This window comes from Streptomyces sp. MB09-01, from assembly GCF_033794505.1.
Taxonomy (GTDB): domain Bacteria; phylum Actinomycetota; class Actinomycetes; order Streptomycetales; family Streptomycetaceae; genus Streptomyces.
Genome location: NZ_JARAYQ010000100.1, coordinates 1 through 15,216, shown reverse-complemented (window position 1 = coordinate 15,216; position 15,216 = coordinate 1). Strand labels below are relative to the sequence as shown.

Here is a 15,216-nt window from a genome sequence, read left to right as displayed (position 1 = left end):
GGAGCGGACTCGTTTCGTTGGACTGGTGGGAATGGGCGGTCCCGGTGCCTTGCGGCACCGGGACCGGTCCTCCCCTGGTGACCTGGAGCCCCGAGCTCTCAAGGTCTCCCCTTCGGACCGTCTTCCCCGAGCGGCCCGCCTCCCTGTTGAAAGGATCTCCATCGGCAGCGGCGGTCAATCCTTGAGCAAGGTCACTCGAAAGAGCGGTGTTGTGGGCGAGAACCCAGTTTTCGAATACGGGTTCGATAGTCTGGCGGGGAGCGAAGGGGGTGCATCTACGGTGGTACAGCGCGTCGATGTGACAGGGGCCGGAGGTGTCCGCCTGGCCGCCTGGGAATTCCGCGAAACGGCCGCAGAGGCCGACCCCCGCCCCGGGGTGCTGTTACTGCACGGGCTGATGGGCCGCGCCTTCCACTGGTCCGGCACCGCCCGCTGGCTCCGCGAGAACCGTCGCGTCGTGGCCCTGGACCAGCGCGGGCACGGGCAGAGCGAACGCCCGCCCGGCGGCCCCGACGTCCACACCTCCTTCGGCCGCGAGGCGTTCGTCGCCGACGCCGAGGCCGCCGTCGAGCAGCTCGGCCTCGCCCCCGTGACCCTGATCGGCCACTCCATGGGCGCCCTCACCGCCTGGCAGCTCGCGGCCCGCCGCCCGGACCTGGTCGAAGCCCTCGTCATCTGCGACATGCGCGCCTCGGCCCTCGGCGCGGCCTCCCAGCAGGAGTGGGAGGACTGGTTCCACCGCTGGCCCCTGCCCTTCCCCACCCAGGACGCGGCCCGCCGCTGGTTCGGTGAGGACGACCCGCGGGTGGAGCGCCCCGACCCTGGCCGCGGCGCCTTCTTCGCCGAGGTCATGCACGAGGCCCCGGACGGCTGGCGTCCCCTCTTCTCCCGCCGCCAGATGCTGACGGCCCGCGAGACCTGGGTCCACGACGCCCACTGGGAGGAGCTGGCCCAGGTCCGCTGCCCGACCCTCGTGGTCCGCGGCCTGGACGGCGAGCTGGGCCGGGCCGAGGCCCAGGAGATGGTCCGCGTCCTCCCCGCCGGCCAGTACGCGGAGATCCCCGACGCCGGCCACTACCTCCACTACGACCAGCCGACGGCTTGGCGCGCGGCCGTGGAGCCCTTCCTGGACGGCATCAAGGCGGGGGCGCCGTGACGGGCCCGCGGGAGGTGCGTCGAGTACCCGCCGCTCGCTGAGGTTTCGGCGGTGAGGGGTGCCCGGCGGGGTGCGTCGGCACGGCGTGCCGGTGAGGTGTTCCGACGTGTCGGTGGGGCGTGTCAGCGGTCTGTCAGCGGCGTGGCCGGAGGCTGTCAGGGGGCGGCCGCATGGTTGCGATGTCACCAGGCAGGCCCCCAGAAACGAGGAACCCCCGATGAACGCCGTCGCCGCTCTGCAGATCCTGATCGCCCTCGCCTTCCTGAGCATCCCGCTCGTCCGCAGCCGCTACGGAGCCCGCGCCCAGGCCGCCGTCGAGGCCGAGCTGGGCCGCCAGGGAGTGCGCACGACGGTCATGGCCGAGAACGGCATGCGCCTCGACGCCGGCGGTCACGAGACCTGGGCCCCCGTCGGGATTGCGGTGGCCCTGGTCGTCCCGGCCGTGCTCGCCCTCGCCGGGAACACCTGGGGCGAGACGCTCTCCTGGGTCGTCCAGCCGCTGGTCATCCTCGTGAACTGCGTGATCCTCTACTCGAACCTGACCGCCGTGCCGTCCGTCACCGCCGCCTTCGCGAAGAGCGGTGACGCCGAACTGCAGCGCATGGACGTCAGGTCCATGCTCGCCGCCGCCGAGCAGGGCTTCCCCCGCTGGGTGATGCCGTACCTGCAGAACCTCCGTCACGCCGTCGTGTTCACCGGCTCCCTCGCCGCGCTCGTCCTGCTCGCCGCCCGGTGATCCCCGCCGCATCGCGCCGGACCCCCGGACGCAGAAAGGGCCGGCCTCCGCTCCCTCTCGGGAACGGAGGCCGGCCCTTTCGCCGTTCTCAGCCCTTGCTGACCGCCCACAGGATCTCCGGCAGCTTCCGCGCCACCGTCGGGGCCGCCAGCCGCAGGCCCGCCCAGGTGGCCAGCGCGCCCCACGCCACGCCCACGGGGAGCACGATCCAGGACACGTCCTGGTCGTCGGCCACGTGGAGCCAGATCGTCAGGACGATCACCGGGGCGGAGACCACCGCCGAGGCCAGCATCCCGCCGAAGATGCCCGACCAGGCGAGCCCGGCCTGGCCCGGGACGACGTTCTTGAAGGCGCCGTCCGACGGGATGGAGTACGGGAAGCGGGCCGAGGCCAGCGCCCCCGTGCAGAGCATCGAGCCGAGCAGGGCCAGGGACAGGCCCGTGGCCGCCGGAAGGGCGCGCCAGTTGCCGATGAGCGCGGCCGTGACCACGGTGACGAGGACCGTGTACGGGACCGTGACGAGGGCCAGCGCGGCGGCGCGGGCGCGCAGTTCCACGTACGCGTCGTGCGTGCTGGAGATGGTCTGCGCGACCATCCAGAACGCCGAGGTGTCCTGCCCGAACTGGTTGTACATCTGCATGCCGAGCATGCCCGCGCCGAAGCAGGCGAGGTAGACGGACCCGGTGCCCTGGAGGGCGTTGAAGACCGGGACGATCAGGCCGATAGCCAGCGCCGTCACCCAGGAGGCCTTGGTCTTCGGGTCCCGGACGGCGTAGCGCAGGGTGCGCTGCACGGCCGCGCCCGTCCGGCCGGCGGGCAGCAGCGACCAGATGCCGCCCGCGCCCCGCTCCTTCGTCGGCCGGGCGGCCGCGATGGTGGAACCGTCCGGCGTGACCATCAGCTTGGTCAGGCTCCGCTCCCAGAACCACAGGAGGCCGGCCAGTGCGGCGAGGGTCAGGGCCAGCTGGGCGGCCGCCTCCCCGTACGCGCCCTCGCTCGCCGAGTCCACCATGCCGACGGCGGTCGCCGGAGGCAGCCACCGCACCACCGCCTCGGCGGGCTCCAGCGTCGCCAGGCCGCCCGCCTGGAACAGGCGCTGGCTGCCGAAGTTGACCAGCTGCGCGCCCACCGCGATCAGCAGGCCGCTGAGCAGGGCCAGGTCGCGCCCCTTGCGGCTGGTCAGCAGCCGCACGTTGGCCGTGGCCACCGCCCGGGCGAGGGCCACGCAGCCGAGCAGCAGGAGCGGCGCGGCCACCACCGCGGCCACCGCCCCGGCGGCGCCGCGCGCGACGGCCACCACCGAGCCGATCGCGAGGCACAGCGTGAACATCGGCCCGATGCCGACCAGCGAGGAGGCGAAGAGGGCCCGCACGAGCGGACGCGGGCACAGCGGCAGCATGACCAGCCGGCCGGGGTCGAGCGTCTCGTCCCCGGTCGGGAAGAACAGCGGCATGAACGCCCAGGCGAGCGCCAGGATCGCGGCCAGCAGGACGACGACCGTGCCCGCGTGGGAGTTCCCGCGCAGCAGGGCCAGGCCGAGCGTGAGGAAGAAGCCGACGAGCAGGGCGAAGGCGAGCGTCGAGAAGTAGGCGGCCTTGCGCTTCGAGGAGCCCTTCAGGCCGTTGCGCAGGAGCGACAGCTTGAGGCGGATGAAGATCGGGGTCAGCGGGACCGTTGCGACGGAGGTGACGGAAGCGGCCGACGAGGCGGCAGTGCCGACACCGGCACCGGCACCGACACCGGCCCCTGTGGTGCCCGCGGCGGGGGTGGAGGGCGAGCTCATCGCGCGACCGCCCCGGAGCCGCCGCCGAGCCATTCGAGCGAGTCCCCGGCCGCGTCGCGCCCCTGCGCGCCGACCAGTTCGAGGAAGGCCGCCTGGAGGGAGGGCGCGGAGCCCCGTACGTCGGCCAGCGGGCCCGCGGCGCGGATCCGGCCGGCGGCCATCACGGCCACCCAGTCGCACAGCGACTCGACGAGCTCCATCACGTGGGAGGAGAAGACGACCGTGGCACCGGAGGCGGTGTAACGTTCCAGCACCCCGCGGATGGTCTGCGCCGACACCGGGTCCACGCCCTCGAACGGCTCGTCCAGGAAGAGCACTTCGGGGTTGTGCAGCAGCGCGGCCGCCAGGCCGATCTTCTTCCGCATGCCCGTCGAGTAGTCCACGACCAGCTTGTGCTGCGACCCCGCGAGGTCGAGGATCTCCAGCAGCTGCGTCGCCCGCTTGTCGGTCTCCTCGCCCGGCAGCCCGCGCATGCGGCCCATGTAGCCGAGCAGTTCGCGCCCCGACAGCCGCTCGAAGAGCCGCAGTCCCTCGGGCAGCACGCCGATCCGCGCCTTCACCTCGGTCGGGTCCGCCCACACGTCGTGCCCCGCGACGAGGACCCGTCCCATGTCCGGGCGCAGCAGGCCGGTCACCATCGACAAGGTCGTCGTCTTGCCCGCGCCGTTCGGGCCCACCAGACCGATGAACTGGCCAGCGGGCAGCTCCAGATCGATCCCGGCGACGGCCACCTGCTCGCCGAAGCGCTTCCACAGACCTTCCACCCGCACGGCGGACGGCGCGGTCACCGCGCCACCCGTCCCGTACGTCCCGCCCGTCGCATCGCCCTGGTCCGGCATGCGCCTGCCTCTCTTGCGTCCCCGTTGGTCGTTCCTTCCTCACCATAGGAGGAGGGGGAGAGGCCCGAGCAGTTACTTATGTCATGAGTTTCAGGTCATGAACTTCACGTCAGGCCTGGCGCCGCTTGCGGTCCGCCGCGGCCTCGCTCCCGCACGCGTACGCCAGCGCGTCGATCAGCTCCTCCGTGTCCGGCAGCCAGCGGTTCGCCGGAGTGGGCCGCCGCGCCCACTGGACCGCGCCCCGGCCGCCGAAGCGGGTGGGCGGCGCGGCCACGTACTCGCCCTCGCCGCGCGCGACCAGGTCGATGCCGGTCGGCGACCAGCCCAGCTTCCGTACGAGATCGGCGACCTTGACGCCGGCGCCCGGCAGGACGAAGAACAGCATCCGGTGGTCGGGCGTGAGGGTGACCGGGCCGAGGGTGCGCTGCATCCGCTCCAGCCGCGCCAGCGCCAGGAATCCGGCCGACTCCGGCACGTCCAGCGCGTCGAACGTGCGGCCCGTCGGCAGCAGGATCGAGGCCTCCGGGTGCTTCGCCCAGACCCGCCGGACCTGGACCGCGCTGCCCGTGGCCTGCGCCGCCCAGTCCTTCACCGCCGGGTGTGCGCCGGGCGCGGGGCAGTCCGCCACCCCGCAGGAGCACAGCTCCCGGCCGTCGCCGGGCTCCAGCCAGGTGCCGGCGAAGACGTCCCAGTGCCGTTCTTCCGCGTACCGCACGGCATGGTCCAGCAGCAGTTCGCCGCGCTGCTTGGGGATGGGTGCGGTCTCCGTGACTCCGATGGTCTCTTCCACGCCCATCACAACTCCCCGGGTCACCCGGGGTTACGGGCGTAAACCAGCGGGTGGACGGAGCATCGATCCTGCATATGGGGCGCACTGATGCATGCGTGGGGGCGCGTGGGAGGCCTGGGCGCTGGAGTTGGGTAGCGACACGACGCAGAGCGGAAGATTCTCCGCACATCAGGCGGGAAGTGATCATTCCAACGGATCACCCGCGGCCAGCAGGGGGTTTTCATGGCAGCCAGGCCTCTCGTCGCCCGCCAGCCGAACGAACGGCTGCAGGCGCTCATCCAGGAAGCCGGGTGCTCCAACGCCGGGCTCGCCCGGCGCGTGAACATGTGCGGAGCCGAGCACGGCCTCGATCTCCGCTACGACAAGACCTCCGTGGCCCGCTGGCTGCGCGGCCAGCAGCCGCGCGGCCGGGCGCCCGGAATCATCGCCGAGGCGATCGGGCGCAAGCTCGGCCGGACCGTCACCATCGACGAGATCGGCATGGCCAACGGCAAGAACCTCGCCTCCGGGGTCGGCCTGCAGTTCTCGCCGACCGTCATCGGCGCGATCGAGCAGGTCTGCGAGCTGTGGCGCAGCGACGTCGGCCGCCGCGACTTCCTGGCCGGTTCGAGCGTGGCGGCGTCCGCGCTCGTCGAGCCGAGCCGCGACTGGCTGATCACCGGGGCCGACACCCAGGTGGCCCGCAGCGGCGGCTCTCGGGTCGGCATGCCGGACGTCGAGGCGGTACGGGCGACCACCGAGGCGCTCAAGGACCTCGACCACCGCTTCGGCAGCGGGCACGTGCGGCCGGTGGTCGTGCACTACCTCAACTCGGTGGTGTCCGGGCTGATCGGCGGCTCGTACCGGGAGCCGGTGGGGCGGGCGCTGTTCGCCGCCGTGGCCCGGCTGACGGAGCTGGCGGGCTACATGGCGGTGGACACCGGACAGCCCGGCCTGGCACAGCGGTACTACATCCAGGCGCTACGGCTGGCCCAGGCGGCCGGCGACCGGGCGTACGGCGGGTACGTGCTGGCCGCGTCCATGAGCCACCTCGCCGCCGAGCTGGGCAACCCGCGCGAGATCGCGCAGCTGGCGCGGGCCGCCCAGGAGGGGACGCGGGGGCAGGTCACCCCGCGCGTCGAGGCCATGTTCTACGCCGCCGAGGCGCGCGGGCACGCGCTGCTCGGGGACAGCCGGGCCACGGCGGTGCTGTCGGCGCGGGCGGTCAGCGCGCTGGAGCGGGCGGAGCCGGAGGCGGGCGACGACCCGGTGTGGATCAGCCACTTCGACGAGGCGTACCTCGCGGACGAACTGGCGCACTGCCACCGGGACCTGGGCCAGGCGGACGCGGCGGGCAAGCGGGCGGAGGAGGCGCTGCGGGGCCTCCCGGCGGGCAAGGCGCGGCGCCGGGCCATCGGGCTGCTGCTGCTGGCGGCGGCGCAGGTGCAGCAGCGGGAGGTGGAGCAGGCCTGCCAGACCGCCACGAAGGCGGCGGAACTGCTGGAGGGGCTCCGGTCGAACCGGGGGGCGGAATACCTGGAGGACTTCCGTACCCGCCTGGAGCCCTACCGGGAGGAGGCGGCGGTCCGGGAGTTCGGCGCGAGGCTGGAGACCAGGGTCGCCTGACCCTCCGACGCAGCCGGCCCACGTTCCGGCTGCGCCGGCCCACCTTCCGGCTGCGCCGGGACTGCTTCCGGCTGCGCCGGGGCTCCTTTCGGCTGGGCCGGCTCACCTTCCGGCTGGGCTGGCCCACCTCCCGGCTGGGCCGGGACTGCTTCCGGCTGCGCTGGGACTCCTGCCGGCTGGGCCGGCCCACCTTGCGGCTGCGCTGGGACTGCTTCCGGCTGCGCCGGCCCACCTTCCGGCTGCGCCGGCCCACCTTCCGGCTGCGCCGGCCCACCTTCCGGCTGCGCCGGCCCACCTTCCGGCTGCGCCGGGGCTCCTTTCGGCTGCGCCGGCCCACCTCCCGGCTGCGCCGGGGCTCCTTTCGGCTGCGCCGGGGCTCCTTTCGGCTGCGCCGGGGCTCCTTTCGGCTGCGCTGGGACTCCTGCCGGCTGCGCCAGCCCACCTCCCGGCTGGGCTGGAACTCCTGCCGGCTGCGCCAGCCCACCTCCCGGCTGGGCCAGCCCACCTCCCGGCTGGGCCGGCCTACCTTCCGGCTGCGCCGGTCCGCCTTCCGGCTGCGTCGGGGACAAGTTCAGCCCCGCCGGCGTTTGAGGCGCGGGGGTTCGGGGGCGGAGACCCGGCGGGGACCGCGTCCGGCTCGCGGGCCGGGCCGGGCCGGGCCGCGCGGCTCGAGCGTGCGCGGGGCTGGGGGATCGGGGCTCCGCCCCGGACGCCGCGCCTCACGCGCCGGCGGGGCCGGAGGGTGCCGGCCGGGGCTGAGGGACCGGCGCCCGCCTCCCGGACCTGCCCCTCAAACACCGGCGAGGCTGGGTGCGGCGGTGCGTGACCGGGTAGCGTGACGACGGTTCCGTAGGGTCGGGCGAGTCGGAGAAGGAGTCCCGGTGACGCAGAGCGGACAAGGGGGTGCCCCCCAGCCGGGTGCCCCGTGGGGTCCGGACCAGGCGTCCGGGTATCCGGTGTACCCGGAGCAGCCGCAGCCCGGGCCCGCGTACGGGTACCCGCACGCGGCGCCGGGGCACGTCGTCGGGCCCGGCTACGAGGGGCCGGGGGAGCCGCACGGCTACGGGTACCCCCCGCTGCCCGAGGCCGCCACCCAGTACATTCCGCCGGTGCCGGCGGCCCCCGCGCACGACGAAGGCGCGACGCAGTACATCCCGCCCGTCCCGGCCGCCTCCGCGCACGGCGAGGCCGCGACGCAGTACATCCCGCCCGTCCCGGCGGCTCCCGCGCACGACGAGGCCGCGACGCAGTACATCCCGCCCGTCCCGGCGGCTCCCGCGCACGACGAGGCCGCGACGCAGTACATCCCGCCCGTCCCGGCCGCCCCCGCCCACGGCGAGGCGGCGACGCAGTACATACCCCCGGTGGCCGCCGACCGCGCCGACCGCGCCGTAGAGGGGTTCGACGGGCTGTTCCGTGGCGACGACGACTCTGCGGGGCACACCCAGCACCTGCCTCCCGTCCAGGAGCCGGTGCTGCGCCAGCCGCCGCCGCGCCCCTACCCGCCGCGCGCGCAGCACCCACAGCACCCGCACCCGCAGCACCCGCACCCGCACCCGCAGCAGCAGTACGCCCCGCCCCCGCCGCCGGAGGCACCCCGCCGGGTCTCACCGGCCGTCATCGCCGCCGTGGTCATCGGCCTGGCCGTGGTCGGGCTGGGCGTCGGCTCGCTGCTCAGCGACGGCAAGCCGCAGAACAACGACCCGGGCGCGGTGCCCGCCGCGCCGGCCGCGAGCGGCGCCTCCGCCGCGCCCGGCGGCGAGGCCCCCGTGGACCCGGCCCGTCCGCAGGCCGTCCAGCTGGACAAGCTCCTCGCGGACAGCAACGACAGCCGGGCCTCGGTGATCAAGGCCGTCGAGGACATCAAGAGCTGCAACAACCTCGATCAGGCGGGCGCCGACCTGCGCGACGCGGCCCGCCAGCGCGAGGAACTCGTCACCCGCCTCCAGGAGCTGAAGGTGGACAAGCTCCCGGACCACGTGAAGCTGTCCGCGGCCCTCACCAAGGCCTGGCAGTCCTCCGCGGACGCCGACGACAGCTACGCCGCCTGGGCGGACGACGTGGACGACGACAAGTGCAAGGACGGCAAGGCCAAGGTCACCAAGAACGCCACCGAGGGCAACAGGTCGAGCGGCGAGGCGACGAAGGCCAAGGAGTCCGCCGCGGCCATGTGGAACACGATCGCGGCCAAGTACGGCCTCACCAAGCGCGACAAGTCCCAGCTCTGAGCATCAGGCCGTGCGGGGGGCCTGGACCAGGGTCGGGGTCATGTCCAGGGACTGCTCGCCGGGCTGCGCCACGAGCCTCCCGGCCTGGACGATCTGGAAGGTGACCTGGCCGTTGACGATGCGGGGGAAGCCGGCGACGGCCCGCATGTCCTGGTAGCGCCAGCTCAGGTCCGGCGTGAGGCCGCCGGTCCTGACGGGCTGGGACTCGTTCAGCGACCGCTTGACCATGCGGGCGGTGATCTCCTCGTCCTCCTTGAAGCGCTGCGTGATCTCGCTCAGCACGGTGTAGGCGATCCAGGTGGTCTGCACCCCGCTGTCGTCGGGGTCGACGTTGTCGTCGCCGAAGGCGAACTCGGTGACGACGTTCCGCATCGGCGTCCAGACGGGGTCGGAGGCCACCGGGTACCAGCTGGTGACGTACGCGCCCTCGAAGGGGCTCTCCTTGCCGCCCGTGCGGTCCACCAGGGACTGGCTGACACTGCCCAGGACGGAGGAGATCTGCGGCTTCTTGCGCTGGACCTCGGTCCGGCGGAAGGCGTCGAAGAAGGTCTCGGTGCGCTCGCCGAGGACCGCGGTGACGCAGCCCTTCTCCTTTTCCTTCTCCTTCCCCGTGCCGGTGGTGTGGGCGAGGGCCTCCCGGGCCTGCTGAACGAAGTCCGCGGAGTCCTCGGCGGCCCGGATGTCGGAGGCGTCGGCCATCTTGTTGGCCCGCAGCCCGGCGTTCAGCAGGACCGGCAGGGTGTCGCCCGCGAGGGTGTCGGGGCGGACCAGGGCGACCTGGGCGCACGCGCGGCTCAGCTGGTGGCCGGCGCCGGCGATGAGGACGGGCTGGCCGCCGTTGACGGGGTAGGAGAGCGGGGACTGGAACTCCTCCGAGGAGACCCCGTAACCGCCGATGAAGGGGATGCCCTCCGCCTCCAGCGGGGCCATGAAGGCGCGTCCGTGCTGGCTGTACGAGCCGACGACGGCGACGGCCTTCTCGGCGACGGCCTTGCGGGCGCAGTCAGCGGCGCCGGTGGGCGTGTTCTTCTCATTGCACGTCAGTACGCGCAGTTTGTGACCGTTGATCCCGCCCTTGGAATTCACCCAGCGTTCGTACGCCTTGGCCATGCCGGTCATTCCCGGCATGTTGGTTGCTTTGGTGCCTTCCGGGGCGAAGGTCATGACCGTGATGGTGTCCCCGGAGCCCCCCGAGCCTCCGGGGAGCGCCCCGCACCCGGCGACGAGACACGCGCCCATCGCCGTGGCCACGAAGGTGCGGGACAGGGACGTTGCGCGTCGCGAGATGGTCATGTCCATGCACCATTCCGCCCCACAGGTAACTGTCGAGTGAGATGGACACAACATCGGGTGACGTCCGGGTGAATTGCGGGGGCGCGGCCCGCCGCAGGCGCCTGAAGATCGCGTTCAACGGGAACGTACGATCGAAAGCGTGACATTCGCCCAAGGTTCGAAGAACTCTTCCCGCCGCGGCGGCCGCTCCTCCACCATGGGCGGCATGCCCCTCAACGACATGCCGTGGTGGCGCTGGCGCAGCAACGTGCGCTCGGCGCTGCACATGCTTTCCGATCCGGCCTTCCACGAGGACACGTGGCTGACCGGCGTCGACGGGTACGGAGACGTCACCGACGCGGTCTACCGGCTCGTCGAGGACACCTGGCTCGACAGCTGGTCGGCCGAGAAGTACGTCGGCACGATCTTCCGCGACTCGCAGGAGGCCACCCTCGTCGACCTCGCCGTGCTGCGGGTGCTCCGCATCCTCCACCAGGTCGGGCCCGACGCCCCGGTTTCCGCCTACCTGGAGCACCACGCGTGGCCCGAGGCGGTACGCGCCGCACGCGAGGCGCACGTACGGCTGGCCGAGGCGGACGGGGACGACCCGGACGTCCGGCCGACGTCGCTGGAAGTGTTGAGGATCCTCACCCGCGCGGTGTGAAAGGCTGTGCGGTCATGAGCGACCCGCACAATGAGGCCCAGGCCCAGCCCCAGTACGTCTTGACCGTGTCCTGCCCCGACAAGCAGGGCATCGTGCACGCCGTGTCGAGCTACCTCTTCATGACCGGCTGCAACATCGTGGACAGCCAGCAGTTCGGAGACCGGGAGACCGGACTCTTCTTCATGCGGGTGCACTTCGAGGCCGAGCCCGCGGTGACCGTCGAGAAGCTGCGCGCCAGCTTCGCCGCGATCGGCGACTCGTTCAAGATGGACTGGCAGATCCACCGCTCCGAGGAGCGCATGCGGATCATCCTCATGGTGTCGAAGTTCGGCCACTGCCTGAACGACCTCCTGTTCCGCGCCAGCATCGGCGCCCTGCCGGTCGAGATCGCGGCAGTGGTCTCCAACCACACGGACTTCGCCGAACTGGTCGCCTCGTACGACGTCCCGTTCGTGCACATCCCGGTGACGAAGGACACGAAGGCGGCGGCGGAGGCCCAGCTGCTGGAGCTCGTGCGCGCGGAGAACGTCGAGCTGGTGGTGCTGGCGCGGTACATGCAGGTGCTGTCGGACACCCTGTGCAAGGAGCTGAGCGGGCGGATCATCAACATCCACCACTCGTTCCTGCCGAGCTTCAAGGGCGCGAAGCCTTACCACCAGGCGCACGCGCGAGGCGTGAAGCTGATCGGCGCGACCGCGCACTACGTGACGGCGGACCTCGACGAGGGGCCGATCATCGAGCAGGAGGTCGAGCGGGTGGGGCACGAGGTGACCCCGGACCAGCTGGTGGCGGTGGGGCGGGACGTGGAGTGCCAGGCGCTCGCGCGCGCGGTGAAGTGGCACAGCGAGCACCGCGTCCTCCTGAACGGCTCCCGCACGGTCGTCTTCGGCTGACGCCGCCCCTGCCGGGCGTGTTCAGCCGCGCCTCGAACGCCGGCGGGGCCAGGTTGTGCCGGCTTGCCGGCCCGGGGCTCCACCCCAGACCCGCGCCTCAACGCCGGCGGGGCTGGGGTTGTGCCGGCCGGGGCCGAGGTGGCCCGGCGGGGCCGGCCGGCCCCGGTGTCGGCCGCTGGGCCCGCCGCAGGCGTCACGCGTCGGGGGCCTCCACCCCGCAGTACGAAGCGAACGCCGACAGGATCTCCTCCTCCGAGATGCGGCCGTCGCCGTCGGCGTCCAGCGCGGCGGCCAGCTGCGGAGCCAGTTCCGGCGAGGTGCCCAGGACGCGCAGGACGCGGGCGGCGGCCTGCGGGGTCGCCCCCGCGCCGTCCTCGTCCGCCACCGCGATCACGGCCCGCAGGAACGGCCGCGCGATCTCCGCGAACCGCTGCGGGTTGTCGCGCAGCCGCTTCGCGGCCCCGGTGATGAACTCCTCGCGGGACACCCGCTGGTCCCCGTCGACGTCCGCGATCCCGGCCATCCCCTGCCAGAACGCCTCGGCCCCCGCGAAGACGGCCTGGCCCCTGTCCGACCGGGCGGCGGTACCGAATTCGGCCAGGACGGCCTTCGCGGCCGTGCTGAAGTCCTCCCGGTCGATATACCCGGACCCGTCCTGGTCGAAGGTGGCGAATCGGGCGGCGATCTTGCGCTCGTATTCTGCGCTGTCCATGTTCGGCGTTCCGCCTTCACGTATGCGGTGGGGTTCAGTTCAAGACAAGGCAGGAGCGTAAGGCCTACGTGGCCTGCGCGTTAAGCGAAGCGGTCAAGGAGGCTGCCGCATCGAACCCGCGCACGGGGAGCGCGGTGGGGCGCGTACACCTGTCCCCATGTGCCGTCGGCCGCACCACCGTTCACGCCCTGCCACGCCCCTATCACGGAGGGCTCACTTTCAGGGCCGGGTTCCCTCAAAACGGGCGCGATCCGCCATGTGCCCACTACATTCGTTGCGTCGACACACGGCTGGGGGCACTTATGCCGAAGGACGTACCACCGCGCTGGGACCGCCGCATGCAGCAACGCCTGGCCCGCGGCGAGGCCGCCGCGCTCGGAGAGCTGTACGACCGCTTCGCCTCGCTCGTGCACAGCCTGGCGCACCGGGTGCTCGGCGACGAGAAGGCGGCGGACCGGATCACCCGCGAGGTCTTCGGCTACATCTGGGAGAACCCGGACGCCTACGACCCCAAGCAGGGCTCCATGCGCTCCTGGGTCGCCCGGATCACCCAGGGCCAGGCGGTGGCCCGGCTGCGCCAGGCCGAGCTGGGCCGGGGCTCCCGCGAGGAGCTGGAGCAGAAGGTGCGCAGCGCCAACGCGGCCGCCCGCGCGGACTACATCGTCACCTCCATGCCCGCGCCGCTGCGCGCCGCGCTCGAACTCGCGTACTTCAAGCGGCGGGACTACCGACAGGCCGCCGCCGACCTCCAGATCAGCGAGGACGAGGCGCGGCGCCGGCTGCGGCTCGGCCTGCAGCTGCTGTCGACCGCCAACGCCCTCCCGCAGGAGGACACCGCCCGGTCCGGATACGGAACGCCCCGATGAACGGCCCTGCCGAGTCGCCCGACGACGGATACGAGCGTCCCGGCGGCCGGCCGTGGATACCGGGTCCGCGCGGGGCCGCCGACGACCTGGACCCGGGGTACGCGCCGCAGCCGCCGCACATGTCGAGGCCGCTCCCGGAGCCCGTACCCGAATCCTTCCCGGAGCCGGCACCCGTGGCGCCGCCCTCGCACGCCGTACTGAAGTCCCTCCTCGGCGCGTGGGCACTGGCGGCCTGCTCCGCCGAGGAGACCCGGGCGGTCGAGGACCACCTCACCGAGTGCGCACCCTGCGCGGAGGAGGCGTTGCGGCTGCGCGACGCGGTGGGGCTGCTGCACCCCGAGGAGACCCTCGACCTCAAACCGCTGCTGCGCTCGCGCGTCCTGGAGGACTGCCTGGGCAAGCGGCCGGCGCGCATCCCGGTGCCCGTGTGGGCGAGCCCGTACGACACGGAGACCGCACGGCTCGACGCGCTGCTCCAGGACTTCGGCGACTCGGAGTGGCACACCCCGGTGCGGCTGAAGTGGTTCGAGGAGGAGCGGCGCCGCTCGCAGCGCACCACGGTGGCAGGGGTGATCGGTCACCTGATGACGGTGGACGGGCTGATCGCCAACGCGCTGGGGCTGGACGACCCGTTGGGTCCGGACGCGCCGAAGGGCGGTCCGACCGCACGGACGGAGCACTTCTGGAACGCCGCGGCGTACCCGACGACGCGCCAGGTCCGCGAGCCGTGGCGGGAGCAGGGGCACACCCTGGTGCGCACGGTGTCCTTCGCGGGCCGGGGCGTCGCCGAGCTGTCCGTGGACTACGGGAGCTTCGCGCTGCCGCTCGGGGACGCGTTCCTGGAGCGGGCCTTCGAGTGCTGGGTGCACGCGTGGGACATCGCGGAGGCGGTGGACTACCCGTACGAGCCACCGTCCGCGCCGCACCTGCACGGGATGATCGACCTGGCGGCGCGGCTCCTGCCGGGCGCGCTGGCGCAGCGGCGGCGCGCGGGCCTGGCGGCCCCGGCGCGGGGCCTGGTCGCGGCGGGCGCGCCCGGACGGACCCTGCACCTGGAGATCGAGGGCGCGGGTGGCGGCGGCTGGGACATCGCTCTGGACTCGCCGGGGGCGAAGCCGTCACCGGAGCGCACGGTGGCGGAGATCGCCCTGGACGGCATCGAGTTCTGCCAGCTCGCGGCCGGCCACATCTCTCCCCAGGACGCGGCGGTGGGCCAGCACGGCGACCGCGAGGCCATCCGCGACGTCTTGCTCGCGGCGGCGTCCCTGAGCCGGCTGTAGCGTTCACTTTCAGTTCATTGCAATGAGTTGGGAGCTGACTGTTGCGTTGAAATCAGATCCATTGCAATGAATTACCGCATCTGAACTGCAGTGATGTCTTTGATGCGCAACGGAGTCGTTGCTGGATCTGTGAATGCAACGTAGCTTTTCGTTCATCAGAAACGGCGGGCCGAGAGAGTGTCCGCCGCTGGAGAAGGAGAAGCACGATGCAGAAGTTCGACGCCCCCGCTCCGGTCTCGGCCGTCCTCGACATTGCCGCGGGCCGTATCCGGTTCATTGCCGCGGACCGGGCTGACACCCGGGTCGAGGTGCTGCCGGCGAACGCGTCGAGGGGCCGGGACGTGAGGGCGGCGGAGGGGACGAGGGTCGAGTTCGCGGACGGGGTGCTGCGG

The 15,216-nt window shown here is 72.8% G+C and carries 13 protein-coding genes and 1 pseudogene; 9 read left to right on the top strand and 5 right to left on the bottom strand.

Annotation, left to right across the window (positions count from 1 at the left end):
* Positions 1-280: 280 nt before the first annotated feature.
* Positions 281-1,156, top strand: coding sequence for an alpha/beta hydrolase (locus PV721_RS21325; protein WP_319726828.1), 876 nt, complete (start codon positions 281-283; stop codon positions 1,154-1,156).
* Positions 1,157-1,373: 217 nt separating this feature from the next.
* Positions 1,374-1,892 carry a hypothetical protein gene (locus PV721_RS21320; protein ID WP_319726826.1) on the top strand — a complete coding sequence of 173 codons (519 nt, stop codon included), beginning with the start codon at positions 1,374-1,376 and terminating at the stop codon, positions 1,890-1,892.
* A gap of 88 nt (positions 1,893-1,980) precedes the next feature.
* Here the strand turns inward: PV721_RS21320 and PV721_RS21315 are convergent, their stop codons facing one another.
* The 3 genes from PV721_RS21315 to PV721_RS21305 all read right to left on the bottom strand — a co-directional run bounded on the left by PV721_RS21315 (position 1,981) and on the right by PV721_RS21305 (position 5,310).
* On the bottom strand, positions 1,981-3,675 hold the full coding sequence (locus PV721_RS21315; RefSeq protein WP_319726823.1) for a transporter: 1,695 nt from the start codon (positions 3,673-3,675) through the stop codon (positions 1,981-1,983).
* Positions 3,672-4,514, bottom strand: a complete 843-nt coding sequence (locus tag PV721_RS21310) for an ABC transporter ATP-binding protein (protein WP_319726820.1) — start codon at positions 4,512-4,514, stop codon at positions 3,672-3,674. The genes PV721_RS21315 and PV721_RS21310 overlap by 4 nt, the downstream gene beginning before the upstream one ends.
* A gap of 109 nt (positions 4,515-4,623) precedes the next feature.
* Positions 4,624-5,310 carry a bifunctional DNA primase/polymerase gene (locus tag PV721_RS21305; RefSeq protein ID WP_319726818.1) on the bottom strand — a complete coding sequence of 229 codons (687 nt, stop codon included), beginning with the start codon at positions 5,308-5,310 and terminating at the stop codon, positions 4,624-4,626.
* A gap of 216 nt (positions 5,311-5,526) precedes the next feature.
* Between PV721_RS21305 and PV721_RS21300 the strand changes: the two genes are divergently transcribed.
* On the top strand, positions 5,527-6,909 hold the full coding sequence (locus PV721_RS21300; protein WP_319726816.1) for a transcriptional regulator: 1,383 nt from the start codon (positions 5,527-5,529) through the stop codon (positions 6,907-6,909).
* An 881-nt stretch (positions 6,910-7,790) separates the two neighbouring features.
* Positions 7,791-9,137 carry a hypothetical protein gene (locus tag PV721_RS21295; protein WP_319726814.1) on the top strand — a complete coding sequence of 449 codons (1,347 nt, stop codon included), beginning with the start codon at positions 7,791-7,793 and terminating at the stop codon, positions 9,135-9,137.
* A 3-nt stretch (positions 9,138-9,140) separates the two neighbouring features.
* Here the strand turns inward: PV721_RS21295 and PV721_RS21290 are convergent, their stop codons facing one another.
* The gene (locus PV721_RS21290; RefSeq protein WP_319726812.1) at positions 9,141-10,430 is read right to left on the bottom strand and encodes an ABC transporter substrate-binding protein; all 1,290 of its coding nucleotides are present in this window, start codon (positions 10,428-10,430) and stop codon (positions 9,141-9,143) included.
* 196 nt (positions 10,431-10,626) lie between these two features.
* On the opposite strand from PV721_RS21290, the gene PV721_RS21285 reads away from it, so the two are divergent.
* A complete protein-coding gene (locus tag PV721_RS21285) occupies positions 10,627-11,073 on the top strand; it encodes an SCO4402 family protein (protein ID WP_319726855.1) in 447 nt (148 codons plus the stop codon).
* Between the two features lie 14 nt (positions 11,074-11,087).
* The gene (gene purU / locus PV721_RS21280; RefSeq protein WP_319726808.1) at positions 11,088-11,966 is read left to right on the top strand and encodes a formyltetrahydrofolate deformylase; all 879 of its coding nucleotides are present in this window, start codon (positions 11,088-11,090) and stop codon (positions 11,964-11,966) included.
* 193 nt (positions 11,967-12,159) lie between these two features.
* On the opposite strand, the gene PV721_RS21275 is transcribed toward purU, so the two are convergent.
* A complete protein-coding gene (locus PV721_RS21275; RefSeq protein ID WP_319726805.1) occupies positions 12,160-12,678 on the bottom strand; it encodes an EF-hand domain-containing protein in 519 nt (172 codons plus the stop codon).
* Between the two features lie 302 nt (positions 12,679-12,980).
* Here PV721_RS21275 and PV721_RS21270 point away from each other — a divergent pair, with 302 nt between their 5' ends.
* From PV721_RS21270 to PV721_RS21260, 3 genes and pseudogenes are all read left to right on the top strand, one after another.
* Positions 12,981-13,544, top strand: coding sequence for a sigma-70 family RNA polymerase sigma factor (locus tag PV721_RS21270; protein WP_319726802.1), 564 nt, complete (start codon positions 12,981-12,983; stop codon positions 13,542-13,544).
* Positions 13,541-14,824: a maleylpyruvate isomerase N-terminal domain-containing protein gene (locus PV721_RS21265; RefSeq protein ID WP_319726800.1), complete on the top strand. Its 1,284-nt coding sequence runs from the start codon at positions 13,541-13,543 to the stop codon at positions 14,822-14,824. Before PV721_RS21270 ends, PV721_RS21265 begins: the two co-directional genes overlap by 4 nt.
* Before the next feature lie 206 nt (positions 14,825-15,030).
* Positions 15,031-15,216: pseudogene (locus PV721_RS21260) on the top strand (hypothetical protein); the annotation flags it as partial.

Coding starts and splice junctions, on each gene's coding strand:
- PV721_RS21315 (WP_319726823.1), bottom strand. CDS start 3,675: ATGAGCTCGCCCTCCACCCCCGCCGCGGGCACCACAGGGGCCGGTGTC.
- PV721_RS21310 (WP_319726820.1), bottom strand. CDS start 4,514: ATGCCGGACCAGGGCGATGCGACGGGCGGGACGTACGGGACGGGTGGC.
- PV721_RS21265 (WP_319726800.1), top strand. CDS start 13,541: ATGAACGGCCCTGCCGAGTCGCCCGACGACGGATACGAGCGTCCCGGC.
- PV721_RS21300 (WP_319726816.1), top strand. CDS start 5,527: ATGGCAGCCAGGCCTCTCGTCGCCCGCCAGCCGAACGAACGGCTGCAG.
- PV721_RS21290 (WP_319726812.1), bottom strand. CDS start 10,430: ATGACCATCTCGCGACGCGCAACGTCCCTGTCCCGCACCTTCGTGGCC.
- PV721_RS21275 (WP_319726805.1), bottom strand. CDS start 12,678: ATGGACAGCGCAGAATACGAGCGCAAGATCGCCGCCCGATTCGCCACC.
- PV721_RS21320 (WP_319726826.1), top strand. CDS start 1,374: ATGAACGCCGTCGCCGCTCTGCAGATCCTGATCGCCCTCGCCTTCCTG.
- purU (WP_319726808.1), top strand. CDS start 11,088: ATGAGCGACCCGCACAATGAGGCCCAGGCCCAGCCCCAGTACGTCTTG.
- PV721_RS21305 (WP_319726818.1), bottom strand. CDS start 5,310: ATGGGCGTGGAAGAGACCATCGGAGTCACGGAGACCGCACCCATCCCC.
- PV721_RS21270 (WP_319726802.1), top strand. CDS start 12,981: ATGCCGAAGGACGTACCACCGCGCTGGGACCGCCGCATGCAGCAACGC.
- PV721_RS21285 (WP_319726855.1), top strand. CDS start 10,627: ATGGGCGGCATGCCCCTCAACGACATGCCGTGGTGGCGCTGGCGCAGC.